A 25,986-nucleotide genomic window follows, 5' to 3' on the forward strand; every position below is an offset into this window, starting at 1 on the left:
TTTATGTCGCTCCGAATCCCGGCGTTTCCGGCCGCGGGCCGGCGCAGTCATCCGCTGACGCTGAGATTGACCATATAGCTGCCGTATACCCAGGAGCTGGAGGCGTTGCTGATGCTGAACGTCACCGGCATCTCCGTGTGACCGGTAAAATTTTCGCTGTCCGACAGATCGATTTCAGCCACCAAATTGCTTTCCGTCAGTTTTGCGATTTCCTCTTTCGGCCCGACGACCGTGACGTTCAGCGTCTTGGTGTAAATTTCCGCATGCTTTCCGGAACCCAGATTTTTTACGCTGAAATTCGTCACAGTAATCTTTCTTGTAGACAGGCCGCTCAGAGCCAAGGTCACCTTCGCGGTCGGAATATTGCTCAGGTTCTTGCAGGTCGACGGCAGACTGACATCGACGTCGAAACTGTTGGTACTGGGGCTCACCTTGGAAAAATCGATCGGCGCAAGGCTGACCGCCGACAAATTGGTCAGCACGCTGGAGGGTCCCGCCACCTCAATCGTCCGGGGATCGATCGAGATCTCGGAGCTTCCAAGGGACAGCCCGGCCGGCTTATTGGTGAAGACGGCATCCAGCGGCAGGATCTCCCTCGGCAGAACCGGAATGCTCACCTCAACCTGCTTCAGGCTGAGCGTCAGTCCGCTGTCTGTGATCTTATTTCCGTTCACGTCATACAGGACCAGATCCGCGGTAAAATTCTTTGTATCCTTCAAAGTATCGGTCACCTTGTATTCAAAAGCGACCCGGTTGACCTGCTGCACCTGCTTTTCCGGACCCGAGACCGTCACCGTGTCGCTGTTGAGCGCGGGCGTCCCGACGAAAAAGGAAGGATCCGATTTATAATTTTCGGGATAGGTGATATCGCTCTGAATATTAAATGTTTTTTCCTTGTAGCGGTCGACGACGACGATAGCCTGCTCCGGCAAAACAGAGGACACGGTGAAATCTGTCAGGTTCCGTTTCTCCGTCTTCTGGGCGGTCAGGGGAAGCGTATAAGTATTGGGGGAAGTAATCGACGAAGCCGAAAGCGCAACCACCTTCAGGTCGTCGGCACTGATCTGGTTGACCACCAGGCTGTTCCCCTTGACATACACCGTCGCCGTCTTGTTGACAGGGCTGAACACCTTGAGCCCGTCGGCCTGGGCGGCGTCGGAAAGCGTGATTTCGATCGGGACGTTCGCAATTGCCCGCGGGTGGTCCTCCGTATCCGCCGACGTGACAAAAAACCAGAGAAATATGGAGACAAGAAGAGAAAAAACCAACACAAATTTATTATTATAAAACAGCTGATCCATGGAAATCTTTCTGATTTTCATTATTTTTTCGTCCTCCGGAAAGAAGGAATCCAGTTTTGCCTTTTTTCGACAGGTTCGGCCGCTTCGGAGAGCATAAGGCTCTCCAGTTCGCTGTTCAGCGTCTCCCTTGTGTAATTTCTCGTAATCGTCCCGTTCCTCACGACGGAAATCTGGCCGGTTTCTTCCGAGACCACGACGATGACCGCGTCCGAATTTTCGCTCATGCCGATCGCGGCCCGGTGCCGGGTTCCGAGTTCCACGCTGACCTTGTCGCTTTTGGTCAGGGGAAGGATGCATCCGGCGGCGTGAACCATCCCGTCACGGATGATCATGGCCCCGTCGTGCAGCGGAGCTTTGTTGAAAAAGATATTGCAGATGATCTGGACGGATGGCACCGCCTCGACAATGGTGCCCGTGTCGATGATATCGCCCAGCTTCGTCTTCATCTCAAATACGATCAGCGCCCCGGTCTTTTGCCGGGACATCTGAGCGGCCGCGTCGACGACTGCGTTGACCGCCCTCCGGTTTTTCTGAAGCCTCATCTCCGCCTCGTCCGAAACAAAGCTGAGGCCCAGATACCATTTTTTCCCCGTCCCGATTCCGCTGCGGCCAAGCTGTTCCAGGGCGCGCCTGATTTCGGGCTGAAAAACAATCAGCAGAGCAATAAAAGCAAACTGGAACAGATAACTGATGATGCTCTGCATCAGATACAGATTGAGCCAGTAGGAAAGGAGCCAAACCGCCATCAGCACCAGAATCCCGCGCACCAGCTGCCCCGCTCTTGTTTCCCGTACCAGTTTGACCGCGTTGTAAATGATAAACGTGACAAGGGTGATGTCAAGAGCGTCGGCAAACCGAAAGTTATGGATCAGCTGAAGAAAAATATTCCATAGGCCGATGACAAAATCCATACTTTTTACCCTTTCCTATCGAACCGGGCGCCCGGCTTCCGATCCTTTCTTTTAAAAACCTATCCGCAAACAGTCTCCGGCGCAGGATATCCGGCCGGAGTCCGGTTTTTCCACTTCCATTTTAGCATATATGATTTTAGAATCAACCTTTTCTTTCTCAATTTTAACGGATTGAGGCCAAAACCTGCGCCAACCGGTCCATCTCTGCCCGGCGCGTGAAAACGGAGGGGCAGACGCGCACCGCGCCCTGCTCCAGCGTGCCGTAAAACCGGTGTGCCGCGGGAGCGCAATGCAGCCCGGACCGGACTGCGATGCCATATTCATTCAGTTTTCTGCCGACCGTCTCGCTCGGCAGGTCGCCCACGTTGAACGACAGCACCGGCGCAAAATACCGCGGATTCGGTTCGTCAGCGTAAAGCCGGACGTTGGAGAGCCTTGACAGGCGCTGGTACAGGTACTGGACAAGGCCGATTTCATGCTGGAAAATCCGATCGGTCCCGCGCGCCCGGACAAACTCGATCCCCGCCCGCAGGCCGGCGATCCCCGGCATGTTCTGGGTCCCGCTTTCCATCCGCTCAGGCATGGCCTCCGGCTGCTTCGTCTGCGCGGAATTGGTTCCGGTCCCGCCTTCGATCAGCGTGTTCAGCCCGCTGCCATTCGCCGTGATCAGAAGGCCCGTGCCCATCGGGCCGTAAAGCCCCTTGTGGCCCGCGATGCAGAGATAATCGATCCCGCTGTCCGCCATATCGACGGGAAGCACCCCCGCGGACTGAGCGCAGTCCACCGCGATCGGGACCCTGTACTCGTGGCCGAGCGCGGCGATCCGTTCCACCGGAAGCCGGATGCCCCACACGTTTGAGGCGTGAGTGCAGACGATCAGCCTGGTATTGGAGCGGATGGAGCGGCGGAAGGAATCCACCGTGGCATCGTTGTCGCCCGGGTATACCCGCGCTTCCGTCACCTCTACGCCGGCTTCGGAAAGCGCGTGGAGCGGGCGGGCCACCGCATTATGTTCCAGGCAGGAGGTGACCGCGTGGTCGCCGGGTTTCAGAAGTCCTTTCAGGACATAGTTTACCGCGTGAGTGCAGTTCAGCGTAAAGGCGACGCATTCCGGCCCCGGCGCGTGAAAAAAATCCGCCGCTGCCATCCGGCAGCGGTAAACTTCTTCAGCCGCGGCAAGGGACATATCGTGCCCAGCCCTGCCCGGATTCGCGCCGTAATTCCGGAGGGCGTAGGCCACCGCGCTGCGCACGGAATCCGGTTTCGGATAGGTGGTGGCCGCATTATCCAGATAGATCATATCGTATCCTCTCTTTCCGCGCGTCCATTGACCGGGACGCCGTACCGAAGAAGAATGTCTTCCGCTTCGTCGGCTCTGCCGCCGGGAACAAAAATACAATATCCGCAGCCCCCGTTCGCGTAGCTGCCGGGTATTCTTTCCACATAGGAACGAATTCCCAGCCGGACCAGTATGTTGCGGCTCTTGATGGCATTTGTAATGGAACCGACGAGTATCAACGGCTTGCCCACAACAATCCCCCCTCTGTTTTTACTAACAGAATATGCGGTGGGCAACGGTTTGACTATTTCACTTTACCGCATTCTCCCCAAAAACAGCGGTGTCGATCAGGCAGACCGCCTGGGCGGCAATCCCCTCTCCTGCGCCGGTAAAGCCCAGACGCTCCTCCGTCGTCGCCTTTACGCTGACGCGGTCTGCGGGGATTTTGCACGCCCCGGCGATCCTCTCGCGCATCCGCTGAATGTAAGGGCTCAGCTTGGGAGCCTGGGCAATCACAGTGGAATCGATACTGAGAACGGCATACCCTTTTTCTCCCAAGAGATCGGAAACTTTCCGAAGAAGCCCTATGCTGTCCGCCCCCCGGAAAGAAGGGTCGCTGTCCGGAAACAGCGCTCCGATATCCCCAAGCGCCGCCGCCCCCAGCAGCGCGTCCATCACGGCGTGCGCCAGAACATCCGCGTCGGAATGTCCGAGAAGCCCCTTTTCACAGGGAATTTCAACTCCGCCCAGAATCAGCCGGCGCCCCGGCGCAAGGCGGTGAACGTCGTATCCCTGCCCAACTCTCATGAAAGGCCCTCCCTTTTTTTCAGGATTGCTTCCGCAATGACGAGATCCTCCGGCGTGGTCAGCTTGATATTCTCATAGCTTCCCCGGCACAGATGGACCCTGACCCCGATCCGTTCAACCAGCTGGCAGTCGTCGGTATAGTCCTTTCCGTCCTCCCGGGCTTTTGAGAGCGCCCGCCGATAAAGATCCATGCGAAACGTCTGCGGCGTCTGCACCGTCCAAAGTCCTTCCCGATCCGGCGTGGAGAGGACCCGCTGCCCGGAATCGATCCGCTTGACGGTATCCTTCAGAGGCGTCCCCAGAGCCGACGCGCCGGTTTTGAAAGCGTCCCTTACGCACAGATCAATTTCCTCCGGCGTCACAAGCGGCCTTGCGCCGTCATGGACGGCAAGATATCCGGCGTCCCGCGGAAGCGCTTCGACCCCCGCGAAAACGGATTCCTGCCGCGAGGCCCCGCCGGGGACGACCGCGGCTGCCTTTTGGATGCGGTATCGGCCGATACAGTCCCGCATCGCCCCAAGGTCCTCCTTGCGGCAGACGATGACGACCTGCCCAACCGCCCGCGCACCGTCAAACGCTCTCAGCGTGCGGACCACCGCCGGAACGCCCAAAACCGGAAGAAACTGTTTCGAAATGCCGCTTCCCATTCTGGCCGACCGGCCGGCGGCGGCAATCACTGCGCAGCATACATCCGCCGCTCGGTCAAAGTTCATTGCATTCCCTCCAAAAAATGTCTTCCGTCATCAGTAATTTTCTCCGTCGGCGCCGAGGGCGTCTCCGAGCGAATCCGGTTGAAAATCGATGAATAACGGCGTATGATTATGATAATAAAAAATGGAATGGTGGAATCCATATGGGCGAAATCAAAGCAAAACATGTCTCAGATTCGGAAACAGAGCAGATACAGCCTGTGTTTTACTCCAATTTAAATTTGCAGCAGCGCCTGTTCGGCGGGGAGCTCGTCTCGTGGATCGACGTGGTGGCCGGCGCCGTCGCCCGCAGGCATTCCTCGAGCAACGCGACCACTGCGGCGATCGATAACCTGCAGTTCAAGCTGCCGGTTGTCGCCAACAGCGTCGTGGTACTGCATGGGAAAATGACCTATGTTGGACGCACTTCGATGGAAGTCCGTGTGGACAGTTACGTGGAGGAGCTTTCCGGCGAGCGAAAGCTGGTCAATACCGCCTACCTGGTGCTTGTGGCCCTGAGCGAGGACGGGAAGCCGATTCCCGTTCCCAGGCTGATTTGCGATACCCCGGAAGAAAAGGCGGAATGGGAAGCCGGCGAAAAGCGCCACGCTTTAAGAATTCAACGCAGACAGGAATCTTTCTGAAAAACGCCCCGGAAATCCGGGGCGTCTCGCTTCTTCTTACCCGCCAAACAGCGGACCCGAAAACTCAGATGCGGTTTTTGAGCTTCATCCGGGCGCGTTGCAGAGCATTATCCGCCGCTTTGGGCGTGATGGACAGCTTTCCGGCGATCTCGGAGTAACTGTACCCGCCCAAATACAGCCGAAGCACGCGAAGCTCCCGTTCCGACAGGGCGGACCGGATTTTCTCCCACATCTGGCCGACGCCTTCACTGCTCGCAAGCAGGGTCTCCGGGTCCCATCCCCCGGATTGCAGCTCCAGCCCCGGACGCTCACTGTCGCTGAGAGACACAAAGTCGCTCAGCGGTTTATTTTTCCTGCTCAGGGCGGAGCGGTAGGCCATAATCATGCGGTTCGCGATGCAGGTGCCCGCATAAGTCTTAAAGGCGGCGCCGCCTGAAGAATTGTAAGCGCGCGCCGCGTTGAAAAGACCGACCAGCCCCTCCTGGCAGAGGTCGTCCGTTTCCAACTGGGCGGAATGAAACGGCGCCGCCTTATAGCGAATCAGCGGGATATACCGCGCCGTCAGTTCGGCGAAGGCGTCGGAATCGCCGTCTTTTACAAGCGCGGCCAGCTGGCTGTCCGTAAAACCGGCAAGCCGTGTACGGTTTGGAACTGACAAGGCAAACACCTCATGACACACTTTCCTGCAGTTTCATCATACCTTACATCCGTCAAGAAGTCAATGGAATTCTCCCGATCCGCCTTTCCCAAAAGGAATTCCATTGCGGATTTAAGTCGAAAAGAGTATAATAAATATATTATGATCTGGGGGAATGGGAATGGTATCACATTTATACGGCATGGGTCTTTACGGCATGGATGCATTCCCCGTGGAAGTGGAGGCGGACCTCTCCTCCGGGCTCCCTTCGTTTGAGGTGGTCGGGCTTCCGGACACTGCGGTGAAGGAATCCCGCGACCGTGTCAGATCCGCGATGAAAAACTGCGGCTTCGACTTTCCGGTCAGCAAAATCACCGTGAATCTGGCTCCGGCCGACAAGCGGAAGGAAGGGCCGATTTACGATCTGCCGCTGCTGATCGCCCTGATGAAGGCCAGCGGGCAGCTGGACGCGGACCTTGATGGGAGCGTCTTTATCGGCGAGCTTTCCCTGACGGGCGAACTGAGGCCGGTGCGCGGGATTTTGCCGATGGCGATCCGCGCGCGGGAAGAGGGCTTCCGCCGATTTTTCGTGCCAAAGGAAAACGCCGCGGAGGGCGCGGTGGTCCGCGGGATCGAAATCTATCCCGTGGAGGACCTTCCCGGACTTCTGGGGCATCTGAACGGCGGCGGACAGATCGTTCCGGCCAAGCCCGCCGAGCCGGGGCCCGGCGGTATGCCGGACTGCCCCGACTTCGCCGACGTCTGCGGCCAGGCGGAAGCCAAGCGCGCACTGGAGATCGCCGCCGCCGGCGGGCATAACGCGCTGCTGATCGGGCCGCCCGGCTCCGGAAAGAGCATGCTGGCACGGCGCATTCCATCCATCCTTCCCGAAATGACATTCGAGGAGACCATTGAAACAACGAAAATCCACTCCATTGCCGGGATCCTTCCTCCCGGCGTCTCATTGGTGCGCACGCGGCCGTTCCGCTCTCCCCACCACACCGTTTCCCCCGCCGGGCTTTCGGGCGGAGGCAGTATTCCCCGCCCGGGGGAAATCTCTCTGGCCCATAACGGCGTGCTTTTTCTGGACGAGCTTCCCGAATTTTCACGCAGTTCGATGGAAGTTCTGCGCCAGCCGATTGAAAACGGAGCCGTCACGATCTCCCGGGTCGGCGGCACGGTCAGCTACCCTTGTTCCGTGATGTTTGTCGCGGCCATGAATCCCTGTCCCTGCGGATATTTCGGGCACCCGACGCGGCGCTGCACCTGCTCGCCCCAGGCGGTTTCGCACTACCTGTCGCGGGTTTCCGGCCCTCTCCTCGACCGGCTCGACCTTCACATCGAGGTGCCGCCCGTCGACTTCGAGCAGCTGGACACACACGGCAAAGAGGAAAGCTCCGAGTCCATCCGGCGCAGGGTCAACGCCGCCCGCCGGATTCAGAACGAGCGGTTCCGCGGAACGGGCGTCTCCTGCAACGCGAGAATCCGGACCGACCGGCTGCACGAATTCTGCCGGCTGAGCGAATCCGGGCGCGCCCTTTTAAAAAAGGCGTTCGACCGGCTGGGGCTTTCCGCGCGCGCCTATGACAGGATCCTGAAAGTGTGCCGCACCATCGCCGATCTGGACGGGAGCGAAACCATTGAGCCCGCACATGTCGCGGAAGCGGTGCAGTACCGCAGTCTGGACCGCAAATACTGGCTCAAGGAACTGTGAGCAAAAAGGGTCCGCAGAATGCTTTTACATTCTGCGGACCCTTTTATCGTTATGCAGACTTTTTATTCGCGTTTACTGCAGCGACGAAGCCGCGCTCGGATAGCCGTACCCGTACTTGTTGTAACGCAGCGCGTCATAATCCCCGTAATTATAAACGTTTGCTTCCCCGAGGCGCCGATAAAACAGGCCCGTGTAGAACTTGCCGCCCGCCTGGTTCCAGCGGATCAGCTCCGTGCCGAAGGCGTAGGCATTCGTATAATTCAGGTCGTGAACAAGCTGGCCGGAGCACGCCAAACTCACATAGCCGGCGTTCACCCAGCCGGTCGTTCCGTCCGCCAGCTTTACCTTGTACCATCCGTCCTTTTTGTCGGAGAAATCTCCGCCTGTCACGGTGACAGCCGTTCCCGCCGCCACCGACCCGGTCTGAGCGGACAGCATCCCGCTGTTGCTCCTCACCTGCGTATCCAGCGCGACGGTCGCATCATAAGTGGTCCCGGAAGAGAAATCCGGCGGCCTGACCGCATTTTTCATAATCTTGATAAAATCCATTTCCGTCGAGCTGTTGAAATATCCCGAGCCAACGTTATAGGCAAAGCTGATCAGGCAGTCCGCCTGATACTGGTCCATCAGAAAGCCGTTGTTTTTAATCATCTTGTTCAGTTCCGACGTATAGGAGGAACTGTTGATCTTATTTACCATCATGGACCAGGCCTCGGTCGCGCTGACCCCGTTGTAGAATTCGGCGTTCGCCCCCAGCGTACAGCCATAGCCGATCGTGGGGACCTGGCTTGAGGACATCGTATCCGTGTAGACGCAGGAAACGTATCCCTCCCATTTGGAAATCAACCGGATCATCTCGTCGCTGACGCGGCGCTGTTCGGAAGTCGTCACGGACCGGTCGCTCTGCGTGGCGACATAAGCGCTGGTGGTAAAGCCGGTGCTGCTGTAAGCCCCGCCGGATCTGGATTTCGCAAGGACCGTGTAATTGCCCGGGCTGTTAAAGGAAGCAGCCGCCTTCCAGACCTTGGTCGTTACCCCGTTCGTCGTTTCCGCCGTGCTGCTTTCCGCAGTCGCCGTAACCGTCTTTCCGTCCGGGCCGGTCACGACAAATTGCACTCCGTCGCGGCTGTTGTCCGTAATTGCCGTCAGCGCCACGCTCTCCCCCGGCGAGGCGATATTCGGAGAAGCGTAAGCCGTGCGGACAGGCTCCGCGTCGGAAACCGTCACGCTGCAGACCGCCGTCGAGGAACCGGATTTCGCGGTGATCGCCGCGCTGCCCGTTGCAACGGCGGTGACATACCCGTTTACGACCGTTGCAACGGAAGCGTTGCTGCTCGTCCAGGTGACGTCCGCGCCGCTCGGGTTGGTCGTCGCTTTCAGATACAGCGTTTTCCCCTCCGGCACGGTCTGGCTTCCGGACGACAGGGACAGCGAGGAAGCCGACGTTCCTGTTCCCGTATTTGAACCGGCCCCTCCGCCCGTCGACGTCCCGTCTGAATAATGAATGCTCACATAATCGGCGCTGACGTAACCCGATTTTCCATCCGCCGTCTGCACTTTCACCCATCCGGAGGCCGGAGCGGCCAGCACCCGAAGGCTTGTGCCGTTGGCCAGATTAGCAAGGATCTTGCTTGCCGTATTCGGCTGTTCCCGCAGGCGCAGAACGTCGGCCGTCACGGACGCGCCCGTAATGTTGGCCGCACCGGAGTCGGATGCGCCTGTGCCGGAATCACCCTGGCCGCCGTTCCCCCCCGATGACGCGGAGGAAGAGCTTTGGGGGGAAGAGGATGACGAGGAAGACCCGGTGCCCGCGCCGGTATTCGCACCCCCCGAAATAGTCAGATACTTGCGGCTGCACCAGCCCTCCTTGCCGCTCTGTGTGCGGACCTGCACCCACTCAGAATTGGAATTGTTCAGGACGGTCACGGCAGCGCCCTTGCTCATGGTGAGCAGCACTTTGTTGCTCATTCCCGCCCCCGAACGCAGATTCAGATAGTCGGTGGTCTTCGCCGTCGCGGAAGAGGAAGACGAACCGGCCGAGGAAGCCGGGGCCGAGGAAGCCGAAACAGTCAGATACGCCCGGCTGCACCAGCCCTCCGTACCGCTTTTCGCGCGGACCTGCACCCAGTTGGGGCTGGAATTGTCCAGGACCGTCACCGAAGTCCCTTTTGAAAGCACCAAAAGGATTTTTCCGCTCAGGGAAGAACTCTGCCGAAGGTTCAGATTGTCCTTCGTTTGAGCAGTTGACGCGGAGGAAGAGGATGTCTGCCCGGAAGAGGACGAAAAACTGAGGTACTGTTTGAAGCAATACCCCGATTTGCCGCTTGAGGTCTGGATTTTCGCCCACTGCGCGTCCGAATTGTCAAGGACGGATACCGATACATTTTTCGAAAGGGTCAGGATGACCTTTGTATTTGTTCCGACCCCCTCCCGCAGATTCAGATAGTCCGTCGTTGTCGCCGTCGCCGCGGCCCGGGCGGAAGCCGCCGGGAAAGATAATATCACGAGGCAGCCCGCGCAGAATGCGGAGACCGCCCTTTTTACACAACCTGTTTTTTTCATTCGATTCACTCCACTGCCGGTCGTCGTTCACATAAAAATCCACTCTGCTGTCTTTTTACAGGCCCATAAGAACTGTAAATTCTGTTATGATTATAAACTAAAAAATGACAATTGGCAACCTTACATTTCATCTTTCGCGCATTTTGATTTCCTGGAAAAGCTCCCGCCCATTTTCCCCCGATATCAAAAAGCGGTTCCCTCTCCGGGAACCGCTTTTTGTTTGAACGTATCGGGAAATCAGTCTCTTGGAATCAGATTTTAACTCAGAGCGTCGGCAAACGCCTGAATCGCAGTTCTCGCCTGGCCAAAATCACGCATCTGATGATCGATCCCCAGACGGATGTGAGGAATCTTCTCCGCATCCAAAGCCTTCTTCAGGCAGGGATACTCCATCTCTTCGGGATCGCAGAACTGCTGCATGAAAAGGACCAGGCCGTCGGCTTTGCGGTCCCTGCACAGTTGGGCGACATACTCCCCGCGGCGGTTCTTGTTCGAATACTGATCGTAAAGGAGCACGTCGTAATCCTGGTTTTTAAACTGGATCGCCAGCGCGTGGATCGGATCGGCATCGTCTTCGGGGCAATCGCAGCGGAAGGAACGCGTTTCATGCGCAACGTCGTCGGCGACAATCGCGCAATTGTTTTCATCGAGGATTTTCAAAAGCTCGGGGTTGTCGCAGATAATTCCGGAAGTAACGATTCTGACGCCCTTCCAGTCCGAATCGGAAAGCGCTCTCAGCTCTTCATTCAGAGCCTCCAGCTTGCCGGTGTATTCGTCCTTCCGCATGAAATAGGACGCCTTCAAAACGCCGCTTCTCATCACTGCCGAAACGGCCTCCGGGTGCTCGCCCGCCAGCCGGACGAATTCGCGCCGGGCCGCGCGGGAACGGTTGTAAACCTTGATCGCGTTCAGGATGTCTTCGTCGGTCATTTTTCCGCCCGAGACCTCGTCCAGTTCCGCGCGCATCTTTTTGTAGCGGGATTCGGCGTATTTGACGCCGCATTCGGGAAAACGGTTCTGGGGATGCGCAAGGAAGATGACTTTCATCTTGTCCTTCATGGCGACCTTGATGTTCTGGGAATTGGGGCGGAGCGTATCGCAGCAGGTAGGGGTGATCACGGCGTCAAGGCCGTCCAAAGTGCCGTCCAGAAGCATTTCAAGGTCGAGCTGGACCAGAGAGCAGTAGAAGCTCGCGCAATATTCCTTGGCTCGGGAGATCGTCTTGGTATTGGAACCCCACATTCCCACGGGGAACATCCCGGCGGCAAAGACCAACTCTTCCGGGGCGAAGTAAGGCATGACGCCTACGGCTTTCACGCCCTTCGCCTTGTATCGGTCCAGCTGCGCCTTCGGGCTGTCGGCAATTTTTCTGAATTCCGCCAATCTTTCCGCAATCGCCATCACTTGCCACTCTCCTTTTTCCTGTCTGCCTCTTCCATCGCCTCGGCGAGAGCTTGCACGCGGGTTTCATACTGGGCCGCGTTGAAGTTCCTGCCGTCGGCCTGATCGCCGTCGTAGCCGACAACCGGGATCCCGAGCTCATCCTGCCAGCGGCGCTGCATCTCGGGCATGTAGCCGGACCAGGCTTTACAGGCCCTGTTGTAATGGACAAGGGCCCCGTCCACCTTGTTGTCCCTGCACAGCTGCGAACGCCAGTCGACGCCCTTTTCGAGGCAGACACTGTTGGGGGCCACCGCATAGGAGCGCGCCATGCCGTCGACGTCGTTGAACCGGAACGCAAACGCGGGCGCGTACACGACGGCCGTAACGTTCAACCCGTGCTCTTTCAGAGGCTTGAACAGCTCGCGCAGATGCGGCCACGGCGGGATGCCCTCCATCATGATCCTGTGCTGCTCCGGGAAAGGAAGGGTGGATTTGCCGGATTTCAGGTTCTCCTCCAGCTCGGACGCCAGCAGTTCGAACGCTTCCGCCGTTTCCTTTTTCCCGCGGGCGGTGACGACGTCCGCCATGTGGTTGTACAGATCGAAGCCGGACATCGGCGAGGGCTTATACTGCAGGTAATTGCAGACCTTCAGCCACGCGTTCGCCGTGCGGTTCGAGTATCCGCATACCTGTTTGAATTTTTCTTCGTCAAACTTCCTGCCTGTCAGATCTTCCAGCTGCCCGATCGCAAGATCGAACTGGCCGCGGACATAAGCCACAAAGTCTTCGTCGACCTCAGGCTGGTTCGAATAGGGAATATCGACCATGATCAGCGGAATATTGTGGATCCGGGCCAGATTCTCATACCATTTCGTCATGCAGTTGCAGATATTGTTGCAGCAGAGGACAAAGTCGGGCATGGGCATCCGCCTTGCCTCGTTCGTCGTTTCATTCCCCATCGCATAGGCGAGATTGATCCGCGCATAAGAGCAGATGTCGGCGTCATAACCCGCGTCCTCGGCGATCGTGCAGAGGCGCCCGTCATCGTGATGCGCGGCGATTCCCGCGGCCTGATTCTCAGGGTAAACGACATTCAAATCGAAGGTTTCGGCAATTTCGCAGGGAAATTTGGACGAAGACCATCCGACGAGCTTCCCCGCCGCCTTCGCGTCGCGGGCCGCCTGATAAACATCATTGACGACTTTCTGCAAAGCCAAAACGCCGGGAGACTGTGTTTTTTTCTTCTTGACCGGAGCGGCAGCCGCCGTGACCGGCGCCTGATCCGTCTTCTTATCATCCATGAATCGTTTCCTCCTAACTGTTATTACGCAACTGACAGCATCCTGCGAATGGTGCTCGTCTCTGAAGCCAAATGGGCTTACCGGCATTGATCGAAAGCAAACAGCGCGGCGCCGAGCGCGCCGTTGTACTGGGCCAGCGGGGAAGTGCCGATCTCCGTGCCCAGCTCTTTTTCCAGCGCGTGCAGCACTCCGTAATTCCGGGCGACGCCGCCCGTCATGACAACATCCGGCCGGATGCCGACACGCCGGGCAAGCCCTCCCACACGCCCTGCGATAGACCGGTGAATTCCGTCGATAATATCGCATTTGTCCGATCCCTTCGCAAGCTGAGAGATCACCTCCGATTCGGCGAAGACAGTGCAGGTCGAGCTGATTTCGACCCGGTTTTTGGATTCTGCCCCGAGCTCCGCAAGATCGCCGACCTCAACTTCCAGCACCCGCGCCATTACATCCAGAAATCTCCCGGTTCCCGCGGCGCATTTGTCGTTCATGGCAAAGTTGACAAGGACCCCGTTTTCGCCAATGTGAATCACTTTCGCGTCCTGCCCGCCGATATCGATCACCGTATGTACGTTCGGAAAAAGGAAATAAGCGCCGCGCGCATGGCAGCTCAGTTCGCTCATCTGCTTATCCGCGATCTCCAGGGAATTCCTGCCGTATCCCGTCGCCAAAATAAAGCCCATGTCCTCCCGTTTCAGGCCGCAGTCTTCCAGCACCCCTGCGACGGCCCTGCCGGGACCGCTGGTCCCGGCGCCGACGGAAATCAGGGATTTGCCGACAATGTCCCTCCCGTCTTTCATAACGATACACTTCGAGGCTGTCGAGCCGATGTCGATTCCCATCGTATAAAGCGTACTCATAAATTGCCTTCCTAACACAAGATATCATTCGAATTCCGGCCAGCCTGTGAGGCCCACCAGTCACTCCCGCCCCACGGATCCGCCGCCGGCATCAGCCCTCATAATAAGGCAGCTGTTCGTCAAACCTCTCTTTTTTATATCCGTACCATGCAATCAGATGCCTGATCGTTTCCTTTGCCTTCGCAGATGCGGCGACATCCGAATTGAATCCCTGATGCGGCTGCACATAAATGTTGGCGCTGCGGTCCAGCGCCCGGCCGAGCATTTTTTTCGCCGCCACGCGGTCCGCATTGCCTTCAAACGGTCCTTTCCCATTCAAAGCCTTGGAAAAGCCCTCCTCGTCGGAGAATACGTCCACGCCGATTCCGCCAATCAGCCCGGCGTCATACAGTTCCATCAGAGTGGATTCCGGGGCGATGTCGCCTCTTGTCACATTGATAAAGATCAGGCCCTTTTTCGCGCGGGAAAGATAATCTTTAGAAAAATAATTGACATTGTAAAACCTGCTTCCCGGTATCCTGGTCAGGTTCATCACATTGATCATGATATCGCTGTTTTGGAGCGCCTCTTCCTTTGTCACAAAGTGGACGCTGTGGTGATACAGGGAATCCAGCTCACCCTGCCGGACGTCTACCGCCTGGGCCTTCAGCCCGTTCGCCTCCGCCAGCTCGTAAACCCTTTTCCCGATCTTCCCCACGCCGAATACCGTCGCGATTCTGTTTTCATTCAGCTCCATAAAAGAAACCGACTTATTTCTTTCAAAGTTAATGGTATTTGTCGTGTAGTGATTCAGGCAGCCCGCGGCGGCATACAGAAATTTGATCGCGGTCTGTGCAACGGCGTTGATACAGTATTCCCGGAGGGAAGTGATATTGGCCGCGCCGGCAAGCTGTTCAAAATGGTCGTAACCTGCGCTCCTTGTAATAATGCTTTTCTTTTTTCCCGCCAAATAGTCAGGAGGCAAAACGGAATGGGTTTTCGTCGTGATAATATCCGGAAGCACTGTTTCCGGATTCTTTTTCAGATAGTCCTGCAGATTGTCCGGGGTGATCAAATATTTTAAGCCTTTCGGAAGTTTCCCCTCCCGCTGCGCTTTTTTTGTTTCTTCGTCCAAATGCTCCGACTCCGCGCCGAGTGCCTCGAAATGCATGATATCGTATATCGACATGTAAAAGGCCTCCCATAATATATAGATGCAAAGTAACGTGCCCGCCCGCTTCGGATTCAACATTTCTGTCGCCGAAGACGCGATGGCATGCGTCTTCGGCAACAAAGGGAGCAGCTTATTTCTCCTCCCGGTATTTCGGTATTGGCTTTGACGGCACCCACCATTTCAACCGATAGGCAATTACGAATAAAAGTGCAACAAACCCCAGGCAAACCCAGGTGACAATGTGCGCTCCGATCGATGCCATGTTCATCAGAATAATCGGAGGCGCAACCTGCAGGGCCACGATAAACGGACGGTTAAACAGATCCGCAATACCGGAGTCCTCAATTCCTCTGGATTTCAGTTCCGGATCGACCACGCGCTGAAGCAAAACGCCCGTAGCCGCCACTCCGGTCGCATGGCCCCAAACCATCATATTGCGCTCAAACCAGTCCTTCGGCGAACTCTTTGCTCCGACAAGCATAAACCACAGCCAGTTGATCACAAAGCCGGCAACACAAACCACAATCAGCGGAATCGCGTATTTGACAACGATGCCAAGCTGTAAGGAGCCGACGCCGGAAATAATCAGGAAGTCCGTCGAAGTGCCGCTGATTCTGCTGATGCTGCCGCGATCTATGTATTTGCTGGTCCCTGTTCTATTCATAATCGCGTTCAGAATAAACCCGAAAAGCAGCGCTGTGCAGAAAGCGGGAATTTCAACCCCTCCGATCAGAGGCGCAAGGAATTTGGAAAGATAATAGCCCGCAACGGACGCTACCAGAACAAGAGTCAGGTGAAACGCCAGCGGATCAAGGCTGATACTGGAAACTGTCAGCTTTCCGCTGGAGGTCTGTTTCTCCGGAGGAATCAGGCCCGTGCGCAGTTCCTCCGGCAGTTCTTTCGGGGAAGCAACATAATGTGTATACCCTCTCCGGGCGCCCCAGTTAATAATAATGATGCCGAGGATGATCCCTCCCACAATTCCAACCGTCGCTGTGGTGTAGCCGAGCGCCGAGGCTTCCTTCCAGCCGAGTTTCGCATACTCGTCTCCCACAGCTGCGGCTGTCCCGTGACCGCCGTAAAAACCGGTCGCCATCATCAAACCGAACCCGGGATTGAGCTTGTAGAAAAAGTTCAGAACGTAGATAGTAAGGAACATGCCCACGCCGTATTGCAGTACGGCGATTCCCGTGATGTTGAAAAACATGCCGCCGAGCGTCGGACCGGAGACCTGTTCTTTCGTGGGTTTATCGCCAATGGGCATCGCCGCAAAAATCAGGACAATCAGAACGCTTGCATAAGTACCCAGGCTGGACGAGAATGGAATGACTTTCAATCCGTTGGGCCCGAACGCCAGGGCGAGAAAGCCCGCAATCAGCGAAGGCGGAATAAGAAGTTTCTGAAAGATTTTAATTTTGGCACGCATAATCTGCCCGAGCAATAAAAGGCCCGCCATAAAGCTAACATCGGTGAATACAGTCCATAGAGTCATTGATACAGCCTCCCCAAAATAAATTCAATTTTAAAACCGGTGAACCCGATTTTTTACCATAAAGGTAAAGCCGATGAATCTTTGACAAAGAAAGCTATGAAAAGGTATTCTCATAAGGACTTTAGGTAAATCTCACAACTTTAAGAGAAATTAGGATTCGTAAAATCTGCAGTGTCCGCGCTGCGGCAGCGCGAACATTCTGCAGGTATTGGAAGGATTCATCTTACCCTTGTTTGTAAGTGTTAAAGTCGCGGATCACGCGCGGCAGCAGCATCTGGTGGAACGCGCAGATGGATTCCGGATTCTGATAGACGGAATCGACGAACGCCATGGCGTAGCGGCGGATCTGCGGCAACGGCACGATCTCATCCACAAAGCCCGCCTGCGCGCAGAACTTCGGGCGGGATTTTTCATCGTATTCCCCGATCATCTCGTTCATTTTGTCGATCGTCGGCTGAAGATCCTTGCCGGCCTTTTGATCTTTCACGAGCCTTCTCGAATACATCGCCGCGGCCGCCGTCTCCCCGTTCATCACATACATTTCGGTCGCCGCCGTGCCGAGCGAAAACGCGTTGGTGCTGTTGCCCTGCGGACCGCCCATGACATAATGCGCGGCGGCGGTCCCTTTCCGGAGGGTGATCTCCATCTGGGGAATGCCGGAACTTTCGATGGAATAGATCAGGGACTGGCCCAGGCCCAGAAGCTCGGCGCGCTCCGCGTCGTCGCCCACGTCGATTCCCGTGGTGTCCTGGAACCAGATGATCGGAATGCGGTCGCGCCCGCAGAGCGTCACGAACTCGTTCATTTTGATCAGGCCCTGACGGTACAGCTTCCCGCCGATCCCGACCGAATTCCGCTTGTACTCCGGGTACTGCATCAGCAGCCCCTGCACATTGGCGACGACGCCGGTCAGAAGGCCGTCGATCTTCGCGAGGCCCGCCACAATCTCGGGGCCGTAGCCCGGTTTGAACTCGGAAAATTCGCTGCCGTCGAACACGCGCCCGAGAACGTCGTAGATGTTATACTGCTTCTTCTGGTTCATCGGGACAATATCGTAAAGCTCATTGGCGTCATACCGGGGCTCGCGGGGATCATCCACGCGGAAAAAGTCGAGATTGTAGGCTGGGATATCGTCCATATACTTTTTAATGGCTTCCAGAACGCCGAGCTCCTCGGTGTAAACCTCGCGGAAAAATCCCGTCTGGCTGTAATGGACGGCGATAGACCCCGGCGGGTCCGTTTTCGCCTGGGACTGCGCTTTGATCAGCTGCTCTGCGCCCTCCAGGTCCATATAGCCCTTCGGATTCATGCCGCCGAGGATCCCCGCGCCGCCGACCGCCATATTGGCCTTCGCGTGCGCGATCAGGATGGTCGGGCTGATGCTGTGATAGCCGCCGCCCGCGGGGTTGGTGCCGTAGATGCCCACGAGAACGGGAACGCCCAGCTGCTGCAGCTCGGCATTGCGGTAAAACGGGGTCCCGCCCCCGCGGCGGTTCGCATAAACCTTTTCCTGCTCATCCAGCTTCACCCCGCTGCAGTTCAGGATATAGACGAGCGGAATATGAAGGCATTTGGCGGTGTCGGAGGCGCGCAGAAGATTTTCCGACTGGCCGGGCACCCAGGCCCCCGCCAGCTTCTTGTTGTCGGAAGCGACCACCACGGCCCATTTGCCGTGGATGCGCCCCAGGCCCTTCAGGATCGCGGTGGAGCGGTCCTCGTTCCCGGCCGGATTGTACAGGCTGTTCAGCGGACGCCAGGTTCCCTCGTCGACCAGCGCGGCGATGCGGTCCCGCGCGGTCATCTGGCCGGAGGCGCGCAGGGATTCGTCGGAGCGCCCGGCGGCCTCCGCCTCCGTGGCCAGACGCCCGATCTCCGCCTCCGCCTTTTTCAGCGCGGCCTCATTCTCTTCATTGGCCCCGCGGAGCGGCTTGCCGATCACGGGCATGTTCTGAAAATAGCCCGGCATGGAATATTCGTGGCTGCTCATTCGCTCACTCCTCTGCTCACTGGGGAACCTTGATGAACGCCTGGCCCGGATCGATCTCTTCCCGGATCATGCGGATGACTTCCGGGTCCGGAGCTTCCAGCCGGACCGCCTTGGACACATCGATTTCAAAGCCGGTGTTCTCAAGGACGTCCTCCGGGGAAGAAGTCGGATAATAGCCGGCCAGATACATGCGTTTGGTCTTCTCGTCAAATTTCATGACGCCGCGGTCCGTCACGACCATCTGCGGCCCGCGGTTGGTCGGAAGATGCTTTTTCGCGCGCCCGTCCGGCCCGTCGATCCACCCGGGGCTGGTGACATAGTCGATCTGGTTCATAAAGCGGCGTTTTTCATGCTGCATCATGATGATCGTATTGGAATAGGTGGAAATCCCATTCGCGCCGCCGCTGCCCGTGAAACGGGTGGCCGGATGGTGGTAGTCGCCGATGCAGGTGGAGTTCACGTTGCCGTAGGGGTCGATCTGCGCGCCGCCGATAAACGCGATCAGGCGGTCCGTGCCGTGCAGCCACTCGTTCGCCTCAAAGCCGATGAAGCGGATGTTCGGCCACTGGACGGCGCAGTGCGCCATAAAGCGGCAGTCGCCCACGCTGCGTGGCACCTCGATCGGGGAGCAGTCCATCAGGCCGCTTTCCACGATCAGGTTGCATTTCGGCGCGTAAACGCGCTTCGCGAGGGAAGCGCCGATCAGCGGAAGCCCTGTCCCGACGATGACGACCTGACCGTCGCGGATCGATTTCGCAATGGTAACCGCCTGCATTTCCTTGTTGGTGTAATTTGTATAATCAGCCATCATTTGCCCTCCTTGGTCATGTCAACCGCATACCCAAAACCGGGAACAGCCTTCAGTTTCGCCAGGCGCACCGCTCCGAGCCTGTTCAGATATTCGCCGTGGTCCTTCACGCCGTAAACCCATTTGTCCAGGAACGCTTTGAAATCCTCGTCGGTCCTGCTCGCCTTGTCATACTCCTTAAAGTACTCTTTGTCGTAGTCGTACCTCCCGTAGCACTGGGAGGGATGCGCGCCGTAAGGCGCCAGAACAACCGCGTCCACGCAGAAGCCCGGGATGGAGTTTTTCTCCGGTTCCCTGCGGATCTCTTCGTTGCTGACGATCTCTTCGCACGTGACGACGCAGTGCTTGGAGGCAACGGCGATGTCAACGTCGTGGAATTCATCGCCGACGATCCGGCATGTGCCGTCCGGAGAAGCCGTCTGGACGTGGATAACCGCGGTGTCGATCTCGGGGACCGGACAGAGGACCACTTTGTGTCCGGGGTGGAAGGGGTCGTCCTGAATCACGAATTTATCGTTCGGCAGCTTGTCGATCTTCTGCCGTTCCTCCTTGCTGATGCCCCATTTGTCGACCAGGTCGGAACCCATCATCAGACGGACCGGAAGATAGGGAAGGCCCAGGGAGGCGGCGTGAAGCTGCAGCATCAGGACATCCTGGGAATAGTCCTCCACCAGAAGCCTGCCCTCTTCCACGGCCTTGCGGAAGCGGCGGCAGACGTTGGTAAAACCGGAATTGGCTATGTAGCAGTTATTGAACGCTTTCACGCGCCCTTCCCCGATCAGCATATCCCAGTCCCCGCCGGCCGGGCCGCTTTCCCCGATGAAATCCTTCTGCCCCTGCCGAAGGATTTCATCGACGGCGGCATACGGTTTGCGGTCCGTCGTAAAACCGCCGATGACCAGATGATCGCCGTCATGAACAAACTCTGAAATCGCGTCTGACAAGGAATATATTTTTCCCAAGCCAAAGACCTCCTAAAATGATTTGTAAAATGGTATATTGAACGGTTTACTTACCGAAAACCATCATAAAAAATCCCGCGGCGACAGCCGTTCCGATCACCCCGGCCACATTGGGACCCATCGCGTGCATCAGAAGGAAATTGGCCGGGTTCGCCTTCCGGCCCTCCACCTGGGACACGCGGGCGGCCATCGGCACGGCGGAAACGCCGGCGGAACCGATCAGCGGGTTGACTTTGCCGTGGGTGATGAGATAAAGGAGCTTGCCGAGCAGCAGACCGCCCGCTGTGGAGAAGCTGAAAGCGATCAGCCCCATCGCGATGATCGCCAGGGTCTGAGCGCGCAGGAAAAGCTCCCCGTTCGCGGTCGCTCCCACGCTGAGCCCCAGCATAATCGTCACAATATTGCACAGCTCGTTCTGGGCCGTTTGTGAAAGCCGTTCCACCACACCGGATTCGCGGAAGAGGTTGCCCAGCATCAGCATGCCGATCAGCGGCGCCACGGACGGCAGAAGCAGCACGCACAGCAGAACGACGAACACCGGGAAAACAATCTTCTCCGTTTTGCCGACCTTTCGGAGCTGGCCCATTTTGACGGCCCGCTCTTTTTTTGTCGTCAGCAGACGCATGATCGGCGGCTGGATCAGAGGGATCAGCGCCATATACGAATAGGCGGCCACCGCGATCGGCGCGACCAGAGTCGGCGCAAGGTTGTTCGCGAGAAAAATGGAAGTCGGGCCGTCCGCGCCGCCGATAATGCCGATTGCCGCAGCCTGCGCCGGAGTGAACAGCCCTGTCGCGTTGGCGAGGATGAACGCCACATAGACTCCGAACTGAGCCGCCGCGCCGAGAAGCAGGCTGACGGGGTACGCGATCAGCGGCCCGAAATCGGTCATCGCCCCCACCCCCATGAAGATCAGGCACGGAAACAGATCGCTTTTGATTCCGTAATAAATGATGCTGATCAAACCGGAACGGTACCACGGGGTCGCTTCCGTCATGATTCCCGAGAGCGGAAGGTTGGCAAGGAACATTCCGAAGGCGATCGGAAGCAAAAGCAAAGGCTCAAACTTTTTAGCAATCGCAAGATACATGAGGACAAAGGAAATCAGGATCATGACCCCGCTCTGCCAGGTAAACGCCGCGAAGCCGGATTCCTTGAGAAGCGTCCCCATAACGGAAAAAAAATTCATAGGGAAGCCTCCTTATTTCAAAGTTACAAGGGTCTGGTCGGTATCCACCATGTCGCCCTTTTTCACCGGAACGGCGGCGACCGTCCCGTCGCGGGGCGAGACGATTTCGTTTTCCATCTTCATGGCTTCCAGCAAAAGCAGCACCTGTCCCTCCTTGACGGCGTCGCCGGCGGAAACCCTGACGTCCAGAATCGAACCAGGCATGGGGCTTGTCACATCCCAGGATCCGGCGGAAGCCGCCGCGGGCGCCGGAGCCTGCGGAGCGGCCGGGGCCGGAGCGGGAACCGGCCGGGCTGCCGGAAACGCACCTGCGGACCTCGGAAGGGGATTGAACCCGCTCTCCTCTTTTTCGACTTCCACCTCATATCTTTTGCCGTTCAGGGTAACTATGTATTTCATAAACTCTCTTCTCCTCACAATTTAATGCCGGGCGGTTTGCTTCAAACATTCAGATTTCCCGGAACCCCGTGATCCGGAAACGGTCTATCGGCAAATTCACTTCCTCGCTGACCGCCGCAATCAGGACCGCCAGAATATCGTCTTCTTTTTTTTCTTCCGCCGGCGTCTGCCCTGCGGATTCTTTTGTGGAAAATATCCTAGAAAAGACCATGATCGCAAGCGCCAGAATGATCAGGATAAGAAACACGACACAAAATCCCATTCCAAAAACCGCCAGCGACTGAATAAAACTCATGTTCGATTCCGTCCACATAACGCCAAACCTCCAATCACAAGTTTTCATAATATGGAATCTATTCCAGTCATGCAATATGTTTTTTGACCGCGTCTCTGAATTTCAGCAGAATAATTTCATGATACGGAACCAATTTCAATTATACAGTATAATTCCATCATACAGAATAAATTCCATATTCTTCCCCGCTTGTATCTATTATATTGAGTCGGCAGACAAATATCATAACAATTTAGAAAAAAAGCAAATTTTTTTATCGTATATCAACGATACAAATTACCGGTAAAGCAAATGAAGCAAAATTGCGGCGCAATTTTGCTTCATCGCTGAACCTTTAAATGGACCGTGAGCTTTGTATGATTTCGCCTAGCCTAATCGTTCTTTGGCAAACTGACGACATGCTATATGCGCTGAACAATCGCGGAGACACCCATTCCGCCGCCGATGCAAAGGGCCGCGAGCCCGTAATTTGATTTCCTGCGCTGCATTTCATGAAGCAGAGTGACAAAGATCCTGCACCCGGAAGCGCCGACCGGGTGGCCGATGGCAATGGCGCCGCCATTCACGTTGACTCTGGAAAGGTCCAGGTTCAGGAGCCTGCATACGGCAATGGATTGGGCGGCAAACGCCTCATTCAGTTCAATCAGATCCATATCGTCAACAGTCAGGCCGGTTTTTTCCATAATTTTTTTCGTGCTGAAAGCCGGTCCGATCCCCATATAGGCTGGATCCACCCCTGCGGACTGCCCCGCAATCCAGTAAGCCATCGGGGTCACGCCCAGTTCCCTGGCCTTGTTCTCGCTCATTACGACCACGGCCGCCGCCCCGTCATTGATGCCGGAAGCGTTGCCGGCCGTCACTGTGCCGCCGGGCTTGAACGCCGGCTTCAGCCTGGCAAGGCTCTCCTTTGTCACTCCGGCGCGGGGCCCTTCGTCCGTGTCGAACGTCAAAGTCTCTTTTCTTGTTTTTACTTCCACCGGGACAATCTCTTCGCGGAAACGCTTTTCCGCAATGGCTTTTTCGGCCTTCTGCTGGCTCGAAGCTGCAAATTCATCCTGCATTTCGCGGGTAATGCCATACCGTTCCGCGACATTTTCGGCTGTTATCCCCATATGGTAATCGTTGAAGGCATCCCAAAGGGCATCCTTGATCATCAGGTCCTCCAGGACCCCGTTGTTCATGCGGTATCCGAAACGCGCTTTTGAGACCGCAAACGGCGCCATGGACATATTCTCCATGCCGCCGGCCACAACAACGTCCGCTTCGCCGGTTTCAACCAGAGCCGCGGCAAGATTGACGCTTTTCAGGCCGGAACCGCAGACATTGTTCAGCGTTGAAGCCGGGACCGTTTCCGGGATGCCGGCGAACATGGAAGCCTGACGAACGACATTCTGCCCCAGCCCGGCCTGAATGACGCATCCCATCAGCACTTCGTCCACCTGTTCCGGAGCGACTCCGGAACGGTTCAGCGCCTCCCGGATCACAAGAGATCCCAGCGTTGAAGCCGGAACGTTGGAGAGGGCCCCTCCCATTTTTCCCACGGCCGTCCTTACGGCTCCTGCCAAAACTACTTTCCTGGACATTTTTCGTACCTCCGTTTTCATCGTCATCCCCGCCGGGTTTCATCCCGACGGCAGACGACAAATGGTATTTATTTTGTATACCGAAATATATGTCATCTATGATAGCATTGTTCTGCCTCTCTGTCAACGAAAGCAGCTATTTTTTATGAAATGATTCCAGTGATTCCGAAATGAATTGCATCATAAGGAATTGTGAGTTATACTTTTTTAATAAAGAACATAAACACAGAAAGGTAATGAATCATGATACAAAGCCTGATCCGGGCAATGGACGTTTTAGAGGCCCTGAAAGAACCGGAAAAATCATTCTCTCTCGCCGAACTGTCGGAAGCTCTCGACCTGCCCCCCAGCACCATTCATCGTATCCTTCAGACTTTCTGTTCTAAAAACTATGTCAAACGCGATGAAAAGACTCATCTCTATCAGTTGGGCCCGGCGCTGATTTCACTCGGAATGGCGGCAACGCGCAATGTAAGACTGCAGGATGCGGCCCCGCCCATTCTAAAAAAACTCTCCGCCATGACGATGGAAGACACTTTCCTTGTCATTGTGGCCGGTTTTAAAGGCCTGGTGCTTGAAAAAGTGGAGGGGCCGAACAATTTGAAGGTAATCGAAAAATTCGGCTCCGAAGTCGATCTGCACTGCGGGGCAATCAGAAAATCGCTTCTTGCCCACCAGCCGGATTCCTTTATCCGCGACTTCATTGACCATGGGCTCAGCCGGCACGCAGACAATACGATCACCGATCCGAAAACGCTGGCAGAGGATTTGGAAAAAATCCGCAGGGAGGGAATCGCCGTATCCTGCGGGGAATATATTCCAGGCGCCGTGGGGGTCGGCGCGCCCGTTTTCAGCAGGGACGGAACCGCCGTCGCTTCCATGGGGCTGATCGCTCCAGTCTCCCGCGCCGACGAAAAACGGATTGAGGTTTTCAAAAACGATGTAAAGCAATGCGCGCAGGAACTTTCCTATCATCTTGGATATGTGGAAAGTGCCTCGGGCAGATATCAAAAGGAATAGCCGGATATTGTGATACGCTGCCTTCCGGAGCCATGATCACGCCGTCCGGATTTTGCCTGCGGGCGGCGGCCTTATGATCCGCCCGGCCAACCGCGACTTTGCCAATCGTTTGGCTTATTTTGGGGAGATATTATGACCACTTTACAGCAAACCGTTATGATTTGCCTTCTTGTTTTTCTGGCAGGTTTAGTCGATGCCATCGCCGGCGGAGGAGGGCTTATCTCTCTTCCGGCGTACTACCTGGCCGGGCTTCCGGCGCATGTCTGTTTGGGTTCCAACAAGTTTTCCTCCTGCGCAGGGATGCTGTTTTCCACCGGCAGATTTCTGCGCAGCGGGAATATTCACTTGCGGACCGCATCCGTTGCCGCGTCCGCCGCCTTGGCTGGCTCCTTCCTCGGAGCCAGGCTGACCTTGTTTCTGGACGATCACGCACTTCGCATGGCGATGCTGATCCTGCTGCCCACGGCAGCTGTGTTCCTGTTCCTGCAGGAACGGAAAAAAGCGGACGTGAATACTTTCGACCGGATTCCGCGTCATCATGCGATTCTGCTTTCAGCGATAATCGGATTCACAATCGGCGCTTACGACGGATTTTTCGGGCCCGGGTCGGGCACTTTGCTGATCCTGGCTTTTACCGCTGTTCTCGGATTCGATATGAAAACCTCATGCGGCAATACAAAAGTGGTCAGCCTGGCTTCCAATCTGGCGGCGCTCACCACGTTCATCGCGGCGGGAACCGTCCAGTATCATCTGGCGGTTCCTGCGGCTGCCTGTTCTATCGCGGGCCATTGGATCGGCTCCGGGCTCGCAATCAGGAAGGGAGCGAAATTCATCCGGCCGGTGATGCTCCTCGTGCTGGTATTTTTATTTTCAAAGCTTATTTTTGACATGTTCGGCTAACGGTTTACAGATACATCATACGGCAGATCCGCAGGCCTCCCGCACCGGTGCAAGCACCGAGAAACGGGAGGCCTGTTTCTGATTCAACATAAACGGCAGATTTTCCCTGT

Annotated in this window: 24 protein-coding genes; 4 read left to right on the forward strand and 20 right to left on the reverse strand. The window is 56.5% G+C overall.

Translation table 11 applies throughout. The annotated features are described in order from the left end of the window. Positions 1–47 precede the first annotated feature (47 nt). The 6 genes from EQM14_RS12180 to ispD all read right to left on the reverse strand — a co-directional run bounded on the left by EQM14_RS12180 (position 48) and on the right by ispD (position 5,011). On the reverse strand, positions 48–1,322 hold the full coding sequence (locus tag EQM14_RS12180) for a CdaR family protein (RefSeq protein WP_128743362.1): 1,275 nt from the start codon (positions 1,320–1,322) through the stop codon (positions 48–50). Beyond that, positions 1,322–2,212 carry a diadenylate cyclase CdaA gene (gene cdaA, locus EQM14_RS12185; RefSeq protein WP_128743364.1) on the reverse strand — a complete coding sequence of 297 codons (891 nt, stop codon included), beginning with the start codon at positions 2,210–2,212 and terminating at the stop codon, positions 1,322–1,324. The genes EQM14_RS12180 and cdaA overlap by 1 nt, the downstream gene beginning before the upstream one ends. Before the next feature lie 163 nt (positions 2,213–2,375). Next, a complete protein-coding gene (locus EQM14_RS12190) occupies positions 2,376–3,512 on the reverse strand; it encodes an aminotransferase class V-fold PLP-dependent enzyme (RefSeq protein ID WP_128743366.1) in 1,137 nt (378 codons plus the stop codon). Then, complete coding sequence (locus tag EQM14_RS12195; RefSeq protein ID WP_243112522.1) at positions 3,509–3,742, reverse strand: putative Se/S carrier-like protein; 234 nt, start codon at positions 3,740–3,742, stop codon at positions 3,509–3,511. Before EQM14_RS12195 ends, EQM14_RS12190 begins: the two co-directional genes overlap by 4 nt. Positions 3,743–3,800: 58 nt before the next feature. Then, positions 3,801–4,298: a 2-C-methyl-D-erythritol 2,4-cyclodiphosphate synthase gene (gene ispF / locus EQM14_RS12200; RefSeq protein ID WP_128743368.1), complete on the reverse strand. Its 498-nt coding sequence runs from the start codon at positions 4,296–4,298 to the stop codon at positions 3,801–3,803. Beyond that, positions 4,295–5,011 carry a 2-C-methyl-D-erythritol 4-phosphate cytidylyltransferase gene (gene ispD / locus EQM14_RS12205; RefSeq protein WP_128743370.1) on the reverse strand — a complete coding sequence of 239 codons (717 nt, stop codon included), beginning with the start codon at positions 5,009–5,011 and terminating at the stop codon, positions 4,295–4,297. The genes ispF and ispD overlap by 4 nt, the downstream gene beginning before the upstream one ends. Before the next feature lie 140 nt (positions 5,012–5,151). Here ispD and EQM14_RS12210 point away from each other — a divergent pair, with 140 nt between their 5' ends. Continuing rightward, positions 5,152–5,631 carry an acyl-CoA thioesterase gene (locus EQM14_RS12210; protein WP_128743372.1) on the forward strand — a complete coding sequence of 160 codons (480 nt, stop codon included), beginning with the start codon at positions 5,152–5,154 and terminating at the stop codon, positions 5,629–5,631. A 64-nt stretch (positions 5,632–5,695) separates the two neighbouring features. Here EQM14_RS12210 and EQM14_RS12215 read toward each other — a convergent pair whose 3' ends face one another. After that, the gene (locus tag EQM14_RS12215) at positions 5,696–6,289 is read right to left on the reverse strand and encodes a sigma-70 family RNA polymerase sigma factor (protein WP_128743374.1); all 594 of its coding nucleotides are present in this window, start codon (positions 6,287–6,289) and stop codon (positions 5,696–5,698) included. 160 nt (positions 6,290–6,449) lie between these two features. On the opposite strand from EQM14_RS12215, the gene EQM14_RS12220 reads away from it, so the two are divergent. Further along, a complete protein-coding gene (locus tag EQM14_RS12220; RefSeq protein ID WP_128743376.1) occupies positions 6,450–7,982 on the forward strand; it encodes a YifB family Mg chelatase-like AAA ATPase in 1,533 nt (510 codons plus the stop codon). A 72-nt stretch (positions 7,983–8,054) separates the two neighbouring features. Here the strand turns inward: EQM14_RS12220 and EQM14_RS12225 are convergent, their stop codons facing one another. The 13 genes from EQM14_RS12225 to EQM14_RS12285 form a co-directional block, all read right to left on the reverse strand. Beyond that, positions 8,055–10,544, reverse strand: a complete 2,490-nt coding sequence (locus EQM14_RS12225; protein WP_128743378.1) for an SH3 domain-containing protein — start codon at positions 10,542–10,544, stop codon at positions 8,055–8,057. Positions 10,545–10,802: 258 nt separating this feature from the next. Then, positions 10,803–11,945, reverse strand: a complete 1,143-nt coding sequence (gene hgdB / locus EQM14_RS12230) for a (R)-2-hydroxyglutaryl-CoA dehydratase subunit beta (protein WP_128743380.1) — start codon at positions 11,943–11,945, stop codon at positions 10,803–10,805. Then, positions 11,945–13,228, reverse strand: a complete 1,284-nt coding sequence (locus tag EQM14_RS12235; RefSeq protein ID WP_128743382.1) for a 2-hydroxyacyl-CoA dehydratase subunit D — start codon at positions 13,226–13,228, stop codon at positions 11,945–11,947. Before EQM14_RS12235 ends, hgdB begins: the two co-directional genes overlap by 1 nt. 77 nt (positions 13,229–13,305) lie before the next feature. Continuing rightward, positions 13,306–14,088 carry a (R)-2-hydroxyglutaryl-CoA dehydratase activase HgdC gene (gene hgdC, locus EQM14_RS12240; RefSeq protein ID WP_128743384.1) on the reverse strand — a complete coding sequence of 261 codons (783 nt, stop codon included), beginning with the start codon at positions 14,086–14,088 and terminating at the stop codon, positions 13,306–13,308. A 91-nt stretch (positions 14,089–14,179) separates the two neighbouring features. After that, positions 14,180–15,256: an NAD(P)-dependent oxidoreductase gene (locus tag EQM14_RS12245; protein ID WP_128743386.1), complete on the reverse strand. Its 1,077-nt coding sequence runs from the start codon at positions 15,254–15,256 to the stop codon at positions 14,180–14,182. 115 nt (positions 15,257–15,371) lie between these two features. Next, positions 15,372–16,733 carry a sodium/glutamate symporter gene (locus EQM14_RS12250; RefSeq protein WP_128743388.1) on the reverse strand — a complete coding sequence of 454 codons (1,362 nt, stop codon included), beginning with the start codon at positions 16,731–16,733 and terminating at the stop codon, positions 15,372–15,374. 223 nt (positions 16,734–16,956) lie between these two features. Further along, on the reverse strand, positions 16,957–18,720 hold the full coding sequence (locus EQM14_RS12255; RefSeq protein WP_128743390.1) for an acyl-CoA carboxylase subunit beta: 1,764 nt from the start codon (positions 18,718–18,720) through the stop codon (positions 16,957–16,959). Positions 18,721–18,736: 16 nt separating this feature from the next. Continuing rightward, a complete protein-coding gene (gene gctB / locus EQM14_RS12260) occupies positions 18,737–19,528 on the reverse strand; it encodes a glutaconate CoA-transferase subunit B (protein ID WP_128744329.1) in 792 nt (263 codons plus the stop codon). Continuing rightward, on the reverse strand, positions 19,528–20,490 hold the full coding sequence (gene gctA / locus EQM14_RS12265) for a glutaconate CoA-transferase subunit A (RefSeq protein WP_128743391.1): 963 nt from the start codon (positions 20,488–20,490) through the stop codon (positions 19,528–19,530). The genes gctB and gctA overlap by 1 nt, the downstream gene beginning before the upstream one ends. 46 nt (positions 20,491–20,536) lie before the next feature. After that, the gene (locus EQM14_RS12270; protein ID WP_128743393.1) at positions 20,537–21,679 is read right to left on the reverse strand and encodes a sodium ion-translocating decarboxylase subunit beta; all 1,143 of its coding nucleotides are present in this window, start codon (positions 21,677–21,679) and stop codon (positions 20,537–20,539) included. Between the two features lie 12 nt (positions 21,680–21,691). Further along, positions 21,692–22,078, reverse strand: coding sequence for a biotin/lipoyl-containing protein (locus EQM14_RS12275; RefSeq protein ID WP_128743394.1), 387 nt, complete (start codon positions 22,076–22,078; stop codon positions 21,692–21,694). 49 nt (positions 22,079–22,127) lie between these two features. Then, complete coding sequence (locus EQM14_RS12280; protein ID WP_164919074.1) at positions 22,128–22,391, reverse strand: hypothetical protein; 264 nt, start codon at positions 22,389–22,391, stop codon at positions 22,128–22,130. A 383-nt stretch (positions 22,392–22,774) separates the two neighbouring features. Continuing rightward, positions 22,775–23,956, reverse strand: a complete 1,182-nt coding sequence (locus tag EQM14_RS12285) for an acetyl-CoA C-acetyltransferase (protein WP_128743398.1) — start codon at positions 23,954–23,956, stop codon at positions 22,775–22,777. A 243-nt stretch (positions 23,957–24,199) separates the two neighbouring features. Here EQM14_RS12285 and EQM14_RS12290 point away from each other — a divergent pair, with 243 nt between their 5' ends. Both EQM14_RS12290 and EQM14_RS12295 read left to right on the forward strand, forming a co-directional pair. Next, positions 24,200–24,976: an IclR family transcriptional regulator gene (locus EQM14_RS12290; protein WP_128743400.1), complete on the forward strand. Its 777-nt coding sequence runs from the start codon at positions 24,200–24,202 to the stop codon at positions 24,974–24,976. 132 nt (positions 24,977–25,108) lie between these two features. Then, the gene (locus EQM14_RS12295; protein ID WP_128743402.1) at positions 25,109–25,876 is read left to right on the forward strand and encodes a sulfite exporter TauE/SafE family protein; all 768 of its coding nucleotides are present in this window, start codon (positions 25,109–25,111) and stop codon (positions 25,874–25,876) included. Positions 25,877–25,986: the final 110 nt, after the last annotated feature.

It is taken from the genome of Caproiciproducens sp. NJN-50 (genome assembly GCF_004103755.1).
In the GTDB taxonomy this organism is placed as follows: Bacteria; Bacillota; Clostridia; order Oscillospirales; family Acutalibacteraceae; genus Caproicibacter.